Genomic DNA, 11,305 nt, shown 5'->3' on the forward strand with positions numbered 1-11,305 from the left:
CATGACCCGTTCTTGCCAGACCTTCTCACGTTCTGAATTCAACACTATCCGCTCTCCCGAATAACCGAAAGTGACAGTGTGACGACGCCGAGAACGAATTCATAGGTGGAGCGGATGACCGCTTACGTTGAGCGTGCCGGGCATTGCATGCATCGAAAAAAAGCAGCCGGCCGGCTGCTTTTTTTACACTTGAAACAAGATCAGAACTGATCTTCCGTCAACGCCATCACGCCGCTGCCACCTTCGACAATCGAGATGCGTAGAGCATCTGCCTGGGACAAGATGTGCTCGGCAAAGAAACGCGCCGTACCGATCTTGGCCTGATAGAAACCGCCATCGCCCGCACCGGCCTTCAGCTTTTGCGTGGCGACCAGCGCCGCGCGGCCAAGCTGCCAGCCACCCAGCACGATGCCAGCCAGTTTCAGATAAGGCACGCTACCGGCAAACACGCCCTTGATATCGCTCTTCAGATTGTCCACAACGTAAGTGACGACCTGCTCCAGCGCATCGGCGCCGCTGGCCAGCTGTTTGCCGATCGCAACCAGATCAGCTACCCCACTGCCGGCAAGTTCAGCTTGCGTCGCGCGCACTTGCGCGATGATGCCCTTGGCGACAGCGCCGCCATCACGCACCGTCTTGCGGCCGATCAAATCATTGGCCTGGATTGCAGTGGTGCCTTCATAGATCGTCAGGATCCGCGCATCGCGATAGAACTGCGCTGCGCCCGTTTCTTCGATGAAGCCCATGCCGCCATGGATCTGCAAGCCGGTCGACGCGACGTCGATCGACAGCTCGGTCGACCAGCCCTTGACCACCGGCACCATGTACTCATAGAACGCCTGGTTGGCCTTGCGCGTCGCTTCGTCGGCGTGATGATGCGCCGCATCGTGCGCCGCCGCTGTCACGTAGGCCAACGCGCGCGCGCCTTCGATCTGCGAACGCATGCTCATCAGCATGCGGCGTACGTCCGGCTGATGAATGATCGTCACCGCACCGGCGGAGCCTGCCAGGTCGCGCGATTGGACCCGGTCCTTGGCGTATGCCACAGCCTTTTGATAAGCCCGTTCAGCGACGCTGATGCCTTGCAAGCCGACCGCAAAACGCGCCGCGTTCATCATGATGAACATGTATTCGAGACCGCGATTTTCCTGGCCCACCAAGGTACCGACCGCGCCGCCATGGTCGCCGAACTGCAGCACCGCGGTCGGGCTCGCCTTGATGCCGAGCTTGTGTTCCAGCGACACGCAATGGACGTCGTTGCGCGCGCCCGGCGTGCCGTCGGCGTTGACCATGAATTTCGGCACGATAAACAGCGAGATGCCCTTGACGCCTTCAGGCGCAGTCGGCGTACGCGCCAGCACCAGGTGGACGATATTCTCGGCCATATCGTGCTCACCGTAAGTGATGAAAATCTTGGTGCCGGAAATCTTGTAAGTGCCATCGTCCTGCGGCACCGCGCGGGTGCGCACCAGCGCCAAGTCGGAGCCGGCTTGCGGCTCGGTCAGGTTCATGGTGCCAGTCCATTTGCCGGAGACCAGGTTTTCAAGGTAGATGCGTTTTTGCTCATCGCTGCCGGCAGTCAGCAAGGCTTCGATGGCGCCGTCGCTCAATAACGGGCAAAGAGCGAAAGAAAGATTTGCGGCATTCAGCATTTCGATGCATGGCGTCGCCACCAGCTTCGGCAAGCCCTGCCCGCCGAATTCGACCGGATGCTGCACGCCCTGCCAGCCGGCTTCGGCAAACGCCTTGAATGCTTCCTTGAAACCCTTGCTGGTCGTGACTTCGCCATCATGCCAATAGCTCGGCTCCAGATCGCCGCTGCGATTCAGGGGCGCCACCACTTCACTGCAAAACTTGGCGTTCTCTTGCAATACTGCTTCCACGGTTTCCGGGGTCGCATCTTCGCAACCGGGCAGCGTGCTGACCTGCTCCAGACCAGCCAGTTCGTTCAGCACGAACAGCATGTCTTTCAACGGGGCGATATAACTCATGAGCTACTCCTAAAAATCGGGGTGGCAAGAGAAGCCGGCGCCGCCGGCATTCGCATTACCACCCCTATGCATTCGATTTTTGACAAAACGCCGTGACGTAGCAACGTCTCGGCATGCGTCAAACGCCCGTCGGCTTACCCTAGCTCGGCCACCAGTTGCGGCACGATCTCGAACAGGTCGCCGACAATGCCGTAATCGGCCACCGAGAAAATCGGCGCTTCTTCATCCTTGTTGATGGCGACGATGACCTTGGAATCCTTCATCCCGGCCAGATGCTGGATCGCGCCGGAAATACCGACGGCGATGTACAGCTGTGGCGCGACGATCTTGCCGGTCTGGCCGACTTGCCAGTCGTTCGGCACGAAGCCGGCGTCGACTGCGGCGCGCGAAGCACCCATCGCCGCACCCAGCTTGTCTGCCAGCGGTTCCAGGATCTTGAAATTTTCAGCGGAACCCATGCCGCGGCCGCCAGACACGATGATCTTGGCGGCAGTCAGCTCAGGACGATCCGACTTGGCCAGTTCGCGCGACACGAAGGCCGATTTGCCGAAGTCGGCAGCAGCCGTAATGTTCTCCACCGCAGCGGAACCGCCACCGGCTGCAGCGTCAAAGCCTGTGGTACGAACAGTGATGACCTTGGTGGCGTCGCTCGATTGCACGGTAGCGATGGCGTTGCCGGCGTAGATAGGGCGCTCGAAAGTATCCGGGCTGTCGATCTTGGTGATTTCGGAAATCTGGCCGACGTCCAGTTTGGCGGCGACGCGCGGCAAGATGTTTTTACCGTAGGCGGTGGCCGGCGCCAGGATGTGACTGTAGGCAGAAGCCAGCGCCAATACCTGCTCGGCGACGTTTTCCGCCAGGCCATCGGCGAAATAAGCGGCATCGGCAACCAATACCTTGGTCACGCCAGCCAGTTGCGCTGCGGCTTGTGCGGCTGCGCCGCAATTGCTGCCGGCAACCAGCAGATGGACTTCGCCGCCGCATTGGCTGGCTGCGGTAACAGTATTGAGGGTGCTGCCTTTTAACGAGGCATTATCGTGTTCAGCAATGACTAAAGCTGTCATGTGGGCTCCTGATGTTGTGTACGCTCGCCTGCATTCATGCGGCGCTGCGCTTGGTTCTTGATAAGTGTTTTATAAGTGCTGGGCTCTTGCCGGACGCTTACAGGACCTTGGCTTCGTTCTTCAACTTGGCGACCAGGGTAGCGACGTCAGGCACCTTGATGCCGGCGCTGCGCTTGGCCGGCTCGACCACTTTCAGCGTCTTCAGGCGCGGAGCAACATCGACGCCCAGATCGGCCGGCTTGAATACGTCCAGCGTTTTCTTCTTGGCTTTCATGATGTTCGGCAGCGTCACATAGCGCGGCTCGTTCAGGCGCAAGTCGGTCGTGATGATGGCCGGCAGGGTCAGGGCGATGGTTTCCAGGCCGCCGTCGACTTCACGCGTAACCGTCACCTTGCCGTCTTCCAGCACCACTTTGGAAGCAAAGGTGGCTTGCGGCCAGCCCAGCAACGCCGCCAGCATCTGGCCGGTCTGGTTGCAATCGTCGTCGATCGCTTGCTTGCCGAGGATGATCAGTTGCGGCTGCTCTTTATCTGCGACGGCTTTCAACAGCTTCGCCACCGCCAGCGGCTGCAGATCGGTATCGGCGGTGTCGACCAGGATACTGCGGTCGGCGCCGATCGCCATCGCGGTGCGCAGGGTTTCCTGGCATTGCGTGACGCCGCAGGAAATCGCAATCACTTCGGTGACCTTGCCGCCTTCTTTCAGGCGCGTAGCTTCTTCCACGGCAATTTCGTCAAACGGATTCATCGACATCTTGACGTTGGCAATATCTACACCGCTGCCGTCCGACTTGACCCGTACCTTGACGTTGTAGTCGACGACACGCTTGACTGGTACTAATACTTTCATCGTTATGCCTTTTTATGGAAATAAAAAAATCTGGGTAGCGCGGACTGGCGCGGCTAACGTAACACGGCTAACGTAATACTTAAGGCCAAGGTTAACGTTTACGTAAATCTCAATTGGGAATTATAAGAGAGAATTCGATCCGACGCTGAAATTTAGCACGATCGTTCTATTAAATCTTAGAGCAAATCAACTAATTACATCGGGATCTTGCAAAACAAGACACTTTCAGTGCGGTTTATGGCTTGCTGATAAAACTTGAAGATACCGGAACAACTTGGCGGAAAAGAAGAAGGCGGGGAAAAAAACGGGGAGAGAAAAGCGGAATGCAGCTTAAGCGGAACACGACCTACAGGAAGCAGGCCGTGCTGTATTCAGTTGCAACGAAGACGTGATTTACAAAAAAACGAATGTGTAGTGCGTGTTCAGTCAGCCGAATGCTTATTTGCGCTTCATGAAGAAAATGAATTCTCTGTTTTCTTCACTCTGCTCCAGCAAATCATTGCCGGTCTGCTTCGCAAACGCCTGGAAATCACGCACGGAACCAGAGTCCGTGGCCAGCACGCGCAGCACTTCGCCACTCAGCATGTCCGCCAGCGCCTTTTTTGTTTTCAAAATCGGCAGTGGGCAATGCAAACCGCGTGCGTCGAGTTCTTTATTAAATTCCATAACCACTTCGTAATGTAAAAATTTTTAACATTTGCTGCTTTTCGCTGATTCTACTCTAAACGCCGGTGGCTTTGACGCATCGCAGCAAAGCATCAATCATTTTTACAACAGCATGGCGAATAGTAAATATGTCTTAAATACAATCTTTCTGCGTATCTACATGTTAATATCCAATTGATAAGTATCGCACTGTAACAAACACATTCGCGGCGCTCTCCAGCGCCGCCTGCCGAAATATTCTGAGGAACGAGCATGCGGGACAATCTTAGCGAAAAGCCCTTCAGCAACATCACGCCGTTCTGGCAACGCTTGCCTCAATTTTTCCTGTATCCGCTGCAGGGGCCACTGATCTGGCGCCCCGCCGTCTACGCCCTGATCGGCACCGGTCTGTGGCTACTTGGCAGGCACGATGAAGAAGGCGGATTCTCACCCTTTATCCTGATCATCGCGATCCTGGTCGGCATCGGCTTCGCCATCGACCTGACGCGTCAGGCATTTCGCATTCTGGAACAAACGTCGCTCGGCAATTTGCGCTGTGCGGATTTCGACGACGCCGACGACGTCCATAAAATGTCGCCCTATAAATTAATGCTGATAATGATGGTGCAAGGTTTTTTCATCGGCATCCTGGCATCCATCCATCCCATGCTGGCATTGCTGGGAACCGCCGTGGCAAACCTGATGCTGCCGGCCAGCATCATGGTGCTCGGCTATACCCACAGCTTTACCAGCGCCATCAATCCACTCAATGTGTTCAAGATGATCAAAGCCTGCGGCTGGCCTTATCTTGCACTTTGGGTGTTTGGTTTCATACTAAGCCAATGCGGGCCGATTGTCATCATGCTGTTTGCGGGTAAATTATCGCTGACCTTGCTGATCGCCGTGGGCATTTTCGCTTGCGCGTATTTCACTCTGGTCAGCTTCAATCTGATGGGTTATACGATGTATCAATACCATCAGGAAATCGGCTATTCACCGGACCGCAATTTTGAAATCAATGCGCTTGCCAGCAGCCGCAACAACCGCCCCCTGAGCGACGACGACATCCTGGCGCAGCAGGTCGGCGCGCTGATCCGTGACGGCAACATCGACCTGGCGATGGAAATGATCTGGGAAGAGCTGCGCTACGATCAATTCAATCCGCAATTATCGGCCCACTACGCCAAGCTGCTGGTATTAAAAGGCGACAAGGCCAAGCAGCTCGACTATGCGCCGCGTCACCTTTTCACGCTGGCGCGCTCGGCGAAAGCCGGCCGCATTGGCGAAGCATGGAAGCAGGCGCGCCGGCTCGATCCTGAATTCAAAATAGATAATCCTGATCACGTACTGGAGATCGCAGCCGCTGCCGCCAGCGTGCGTGAATATCAGATAGCGCTTGAAATTGTCTCGGGCTTCCACAAGCGTGCGCCGCGTCACAAGGATGTGCCGGCTGTGCTGGTGTTGGCCGGCAAACTTTTATCCGACCACCTGCGCCAGGATGAACGCGCCTTGAGCCTTTTTAATCACGTAATTGCGCAATGGCCAGGCCACCCCGCAGCCAACGAAGCGCAGCAATACAAGAAAGTGATCGAGGGTTTGGCGCAGAGCTCGGAACCAGCCTGAGTCCTGAGTCGTAGCTCAATATCGGTTGCCGGGGCTCGCCAGCCAGCGGCTTTCTTCGCTAAAGGGAAACTGCTGCTGCAACAGCTGCTGGTAATGCCGCGCCTGGTCGTGCTTACCCGCAGTCTTGAATCCACGGGCGACAAACTGTATCAGTTGCGGCAACTGCCGATGCTGGCGCGCGGTCACCAGTAATATCTGCAGGATGGCAGCTGCGGTTTGCGGTTGGCCGTTCATGGCAAACCGCCGGGCGATCGCCAGTGACTGTTCGTTATTGAGCAACGGCCGCGGTTCGGCGCTGGCAACATAATCCAGATATACCTGATGGATTTTCTCTTCGTCGAAGCGGTCTTTCGGCAGGCTCAACAGCATCTCGGCGGTTTTGTGGAAAGCTGCCGAGGACGGCGCATCTTTCGATAAATTGAATAGCTGCAGCAACCAGTCGGGCTGCGGCGCTTTTTGCAGTGCCAGCGTCTTGCTTACCAGGCTGGTGAAATCGCGCCGGGCGCGCTCGAAATCGAGCCTGGCCAAGGCGGCATAAGCACTCTGCTGCAAGCTGCGCAGCAGCTTGTCGTCGCCAGCATGCGAGACATAGCTGGCATGCGCCTGCGCCAACCTGCCGCGTGCCAGCAAGCGGTATGTCAAGGCCAGCAAGGCGCCGCCCAGCAGGCCGCCGATGTGGGCGTAGTAATTGGTATTCGACGGCTGGCCAAACAACAGGTCGAACGCTTCCTTGCCGACCCAGATCGGCAGCATGATCAGCGCCGGCGCCTTGAAGAAATCGAAATAAAACAGGAACCAGTAGAAGAAACGGATCTTGCGCAAACCGTACAGTACCGTGTACATCCCCATGACGCCGGAAATGGCGCCTGAAGCGCCCAGCGACAGCACCGTGCTATCGCCTTCGAACAGCAGGTAGAAACCCGCCGACAGCAAACCGGACAGCAGATAGAACAGCAAGTACCAGCCGCCGCCGAGCAGGATTTCCACTGCATAGCCGACCATCGCCAGGAACACCATATTGCCCAGCACATGTTCGACGCTAGCGTGTAAAAACATATGCGTCAGCAAAGTGACCGGGCGCTCGAAAGCTTGCGCCGGGATCAACGCATAACGTTCGGTGAAACTGCGGCTGCGGGTGCTTAAATAGTGCTCACGCTGCTCTTTCCATTCCGCCAGGTCGTCGGCGTCGATGGTTCCCAGCAGCGTCGGCTTGGGTTGCTGCATCAAGGCGCCAAACTTGAAGTCCGCATCCAGCACATACCAGCGCTCGATCAGTGACTCATAGTCCTTGAGCGAAGCGGTCTTGCCGTCGCGCGCCGCCGCCAGATCGGTACGCGCCCTGATCTGGCGCCAGCGTTCCAGCCCCTTGCGCATGGCGCTGCCCGCTTCGGGCTTATTCTGGCCGTCCAGGTATCGCGCATAGGCTAGGAACTCGAATTCGGGCAGACGCGACTCGACCAGGTAATACCGGGCGGCCGGCTCCATGTGGCTGCGCTCACCCCACTGGATGCCGAAATAGATAAACAGGTTGATCAGGACCAGCAGGATTGTGACCAGCGGCGGACGCCTCCAGTCTGGCTTACGGTCTACCGGGATGATCAGCATGGCGGCTTGGGGGCAGGATAAAATTCAATAGCATGATTTTACCCAGTCATTGCCACATGGCAGCGTTATTTTTTACGCATCAAACAACTTCTGCCCTGGCCAGTATCTGTTCTCACGCTTTCAAAGCGGCTTCGGGCTGCGCCTTCTGCAACAAAGGCCGGTCGACGTATTCAACCGCCAGACCCTGAGCACGCATCCAGTCGGCTACGGCATGGCCGGTGCCGGCGCGCCATGGCCGCAACGCGGCCGGTTCCAGCAAGCGGTATTCCAGCAACTCCGGCGACAGCTTGATCGTGCCGGAGGCCTTGACGTGATAGGCGATGATGAGTTCGTTCTTGCGGATGAATTCGTAGACGCCGACCAGGGTGATTTCCCCTGCATCGAGGTTGGTTTCTTCCTTGAGCTCACGGGCGATGCCTTGTTCAGGCGTTTCATCGCGCTCCATGAAGCCGGTGATCAGCGCAAACATGCCCTCTTCCCAAGCTGCATTGCGCGCCAGCAGTATCTTGCCCTCAATCTCAACGATGGCAGCCAGCACCGGCAGCGGATTGTCCCAGTGGGTCCAGTGTCCCTCGGGACAAGCCAGGCGCAACTTGCCGGCTTCCTCTTCATCGGCGCGATAGACCAGGGATGCGGCACAAACCGGACAAAATTTGAATTCGCTCATGACAGTTTTTGTTGGTTGGAAAAATAAAAAAGCGGGAAGAACCAAACCGCGATACTACTGCGATTTGATGCTTCCCGCTTTGCACCCCTCTGCCAGGAGGGATGAATTTTATGCGCGTTCGCCAACCCAGGCGGCGACGCCTTGCAATGCCGCCGCCAGGCCGCTCGGATCGGTGCCGCCGGCTTGCGCCATATCGGGACGGCCGCCGCCCTTGCCGCCAACCTGTTGCGCCACGAAGTTGACCAGCTCGCCGGCCTTGACCTTGGCTGTCGCGTCGGCAGTGACGCCAGCGATCAGGCTGACTTTGCCATCCTTGACTGCCGCCAGCACGATCGCTGCGGTTTTCAGTTTGTCTTTCAGCTTGTCCATGGTTTCGCGCAGCGTGGCGCTATCGGCGCCTTCCAGCGTTGCCGCCAACACCTTGATGCCGTTGACGTCAACGGCTTGCGTGACCAGTTCGTCGCCTTGATTCGCAGCCAGTTTCGATTTCAAACCGTTCAACTCTTTTTCCAGCGCCTTGACATGATCCTGCACCTGCGCGATGCGCTGGGTCAGCTCTTCCGGTTGCGCTTTCAAGGCGGCAGCAGCTTCGTTGACGCGGTTGCTCAGGCTTTGCACAAGCGCCAGGCCGGCTTCGCCAGTCACCGCTTCGATGCGGCGGATGCCGGCGGCAACGCCGCCTTCGCCGACGATCTTGAACAAGCCGATATCGCCGGTACGCGTAACATGGGTACCGCCGCACAATTCGCGCGATGTGCCTATCGACAACACTCGCACTTCATCACCGTATTTTTCACCGAACAGCGCCATGGCGCCGGCGCCGACGGCGTCGTCAAACGACATCAGCCTGGCTTCTGTAGCGACGTTGGCGAGGATTTCGCGGTTGACGATTTCTTCGACACGACGGATTTCGTCGGCACTGACCGGAGCGTTATGGCTGAAGTCGAAACGGGTCTTGTCGGCATCGACCAAGGAGCCCTTTTGCGCAACATGCACGCCGAGCACTTCGCGCAATGCCTTGTGCATCAAGTGAGTCGCCGAGTGATTGCGAATGGTGCGGCCGCGTACGGCCTTATCCACCTTGGCGTTCAGCTTGTCGCCAACCGCCAGCATGCCGCTGCGCAGGTTGCCGTGATGGCCGAAAACCTCGGCCTGGATTTTCAGCGTGTCGCTCACTTCAAACAAAGCGCCGGCGGCTTCCAATACGCCGGAATCACCAACCTGGCCGCCCGATTCAGCATAGAACGGCGTGGTGTCGAGCACCACGATGGCGTCCTGGCCAGCCTCGATTTTCTGCACCGCGCTGCCATCGACATACAACGCCAGTACCTTGGCCTCATGCGTCAATTCATCGTAGCCGACAAAGCGCGTCTTGTCGCCGCTGTATTCCACCGCCGCCGTCATCTTGAATTTGCCGCCCTCGCGTGCGGTCTTTTTCTGGTGTTCCATCGCCGCGTCAAAACCGGCTTCATCCAGTTCGATGTCGCGTTCACGGCAGATGTCCGCCGTCAAATCCAGCGGGAATCCGAACGTGTCATACAAGGTAAATGCTGTGGCGCCGCTCAGCTTTTTCGGATTCTTGACCAGTTCGGCTTCCAGAATCTTCATGCCGTTTTCCAGCGTTTCGCCGAAACGTTCTTCTTCTTGCTTCAAGACTTGCTCAACGCGCTCGGCAACCGCCGGCAGCTCTGGATAGGCAGCGCCCATTTCCAGAACCAGGTCCTTGACCAGCTTGTAGAAGAACGGCTTTGTCTGGCCCAGCTTGTGGCCATGGCGCAGCGCACGGCGGATGATGCGGCGCAGTACATAGCCGCGGCCTTCATTACCAGGAATCACACCATCGACCACCAGGAAGGAACAGGCGCGGATATGATCGGCGATCACTTTCAGCGAGTTGTTTTCCAGGTCGGCAACATTGGTTTCGCGCGCGGCAGCCTTGATCAGGCGCTGGAACAGATCGATTTCATAATTGCTGTGCACATGCTGCAATACCGCAGCCAGGCGCTCCAGGCCCATGCCGGTATCGACGCATTGCTTCGGCAGCGGCGTCAGGGTGGCGACGCCGGTTTTCGGGTCGATCTGACGGTCGAACTGCATGAACACGTTGTTCCAGATTTCGATGTAACGGTCGCCGTCTTCGTCGGGCGAGCCGGGTGGGCCACCGGCAATGTGCGGGCCGTGGTCGTAGAAGATTTCGCTGCAGGGTCCACAAGGACCGGTGTCCGCCATCATCCAGAAGTTGTCGGACATGTAGCGACCGCCCTTGTTGTCACCGATGCGCACCACGCGCTCCGGTGGCAAGCCGATCTCTTTTGTCCAGATGTCGTACGCCTCGTCGTCCTCGATATAGACAGTGGCCCACAGCTTTTCAGCGGGCAGGCCGTACACCTTGGTCAGCAGCTCGAAAGCCCAACTCAGCGACTCGCGCTTGAAGTAATCGCCGAAGCTCCAGTTGCCCAGCATCTCGAAGAAGGTGTGGTGCCGTGCGGTGTAGCCCACGTTTTCCAGGTCGTTGTGCTTGCCGCCTGCACGCAGGCAGGCTTGCACCGACGTTGCGCGTACATACGAGCGCTTGTCCTCGCCCAGGAACACATCCTTGAACTGCACCATGCCCGAATTGGTAAACATGAGCGTCGGGTCGTTGCCCGGCACCAGCGAGCTCGACGGCACGACGGTGTGCCCCTTGGAAGCGAAGAAGTCGAGGAAGGTCTTGCGGATGTCGGCGACGGTGAAACTGGCAACAGGTTGGTTTGGATTCATGAACAACAGTACGAACGAGGGATCAAGGGCGGCCGAGCAACTGCACGCGCACGCCCGCAAAACGTTTGAAGTCGCGGTCGAAGGTGCCGATTTCGGCATT

Annotated in this window: 8 protein-coding genes; 1 reads left to right on the forward strand and 7 read right to left on the reverse strand. The window is 57.6% G+C overall.

The genetic code is table 11. The annotated features are described in order from the left end of the window. Positions 1 to 200: 200 nt before the first annotated feature. The 4 genes from ABI171_RS24140 to ABI171_RS24155 form a co-directional block, all read right to left on the reverse strand. Positions 201 to 1,991 (reverse strand): acyl-CoA dehydrogenase, encoded by a 1,791-nt coding sequence (locus tag ABI171_RS24140; RefSeq protein ID WP_348095096.1) that lies wholly within the window; start codon positions 1,989 to 1,991, stop codon positions 201 to 203. Between the two features lie 134 nt (positions 1,992 to 2,125). After that, entirely contained in the window at positions 2,126 to 3,055 is a 930-nt protein-coding gene (locus tag ABI171_RS24145; protein ID WP_348095097.1) for an FAD-binding protein, read from the reverse strand. 97 nt (positions 3,056 to 3,152) lie between these two features. After that, positions 3,153 to 3,905 (reverse strand): electron transfer flavoprotein subunit beta/FixA family protein, encoded by a 753-nt coding sequence (locus ABI171_RS24150; protein ID WP_348095098.1) that lies wholly within the window; start codon positions 3,903 to 3,905, stop codon positions 3,153 to 3,155. A gap of 438 nt (positions 3,906 to 4,343) precedes the next feature. Then, positions 4,344 to 4,571 (reverse strand): sulfurtransferase TusA family protein, encoded by a 228-nt coding sequence (locus ABI171_RS24155; protein WP_038491550.1) that lies wholly within the window; start codon positions 4,569 to 4,571, stop codon positions 4,344 to 4,346. A 252-nt stretch (positions 4,572 to 4,823) separates the two neighbouring features. Here ABI171_RS24155 and ABI171_RS24160 point away from each other — a divergent pair, with 252 nt between their 5' ends. Beyond that, positions 4,824 to 6,173 carry a hypothetical protein gene (locus ABI171_RS24160; protein ID WP_348095099.1) on the forward strand — a complete coding sequence of 450 codons (1,350 nt, stop codon included), beginning with the start codon at positions 4,824 to 4,826 and terminating at the stop codon, positions 6,171 to 6,173. A gap of 15 nt (positions 6,174 to 6,188) precedes the next feature. Here the strand turns inward: ABI171_RS24160 and ABI171_RS24165 are convergent, their stop codons facing one another. The 3 genes from ABI171_RS24165 to alaS all read right to left on the reverse strand — a co-directional run bounded on the left by ABI171_RS24165 (position 6,189) and on the right by alaS (position 11,205). Beyond that, positions 6,189 to 7,778: a rhomboid family intramembrane serine protease gene (locus ABI171_RS24165; RefSeq protein WP_348095100.1), complete on the reverse strand. Its 1,590-nt coding sequence runs from the start codon at positions 7,776 to 7,778 to the stop codon at positions 6,189 to 6,191. A gap of 112 nt (positions 7,779 to 7,890) precedes the next feature. Then, on the reverse strand, positions 7,891 to 8,445 hold the full coding sequence (locus ABI171_RS24170) for an NUDIX domain-containing protein (RefSeq protein ID WP_348095101.1): 555 nt from the start codon (positions 8,443 to 8,445) through the stop codon (positions 7,891 to 7,893). A gap of 108 nt (positions 8,446 to 8,553) precedes the next feature. Next, the gene (gene alaS, locus ABI171_RS24175) at positions 8,554 to 11,205 is read right to left on the reverse strand and encodes an alanine--tRNA ligase (protein WP_348095102.1); all 2,652 of its coding nucleotides are present in this window, start codon (positions 11,203 to 11,205) and stop codon (positions 8,554 to 8,556) included. Positions 11,206 to 11,305: the final 100 nt, after the last annotated feature.

The sequence above is a fragment of the Collimonas sp. genome (assembly GCF_039923675.1).
GTDB lineage: Bacteria > Pseudomonadota > Gammaproteobacteria > Burkholderiales > Burkholderiaceae_D > Collimonas.

What these genes read in the sequence shown, in the direction of transcription:
- ABI171_RS24140 (WP_348095096.1), bottom strand. Translation starts at nt 1,991, where the DNA reads ATGAGTTATATCGCCCCGTTGAAAGACATGCTGTTCGTGCTGAACGAA.
- ABI171_RS24145 (WP_348095097.1), bottom strand. Translation starts at nt 3,055, where the DNA reads ATGACAGCTTTAGTCATTGCTGAACACGATAATGCCTCGTTAAAAGGC.
- ABI171_RS24150 (WP_348095098.1), bottom strand. Translation starts at nt 3,905, where the DNA reads ATGAAAGTATTAGTACCAGTCAAGCGTGTCGTCGACTACAACGTCAAG.
- ABI171_RS24155 (WP_038491550.1), bottom strand. Translation starts at nt 4,571, where the DNA reads ATGGAATTTAATAAAGAACTCGACGCACGCGGTTTGCATTGCCCACTG.
- ABI171_RS24160 (WP_348095099.1), top strand. Translation starts at nt 4,824, where the DNA reads ATGCGGGACAATCTTAGCGAAAAGCCCTTCAGCAACATCACGCCGTTC.
- ABI171_RS24165 (WP_348095100.1), bottom strand. Translation starts at nt 7,778, where the DNA reads ATGCTGATCATCCCGGTAGACCGTAAGCCAGACTGGAGGCGTCCGCCG.
- ABI171_RS24170 (WP_348095101.1), bottom strand. Translation starts at nt 8,445, where the DNA reads ATGAGCGAATTCAAATTTTGTCCGGTTTGTGCCGCATCCCTGGTCTAT.
- alaS (WP_348095102.1), bottom strand. Translation starts at nt 11,205, where the DNA reads ATGAATCCAAACCAACCTGTTGCCAGTTTCACCGTCGCCGACATCCGC.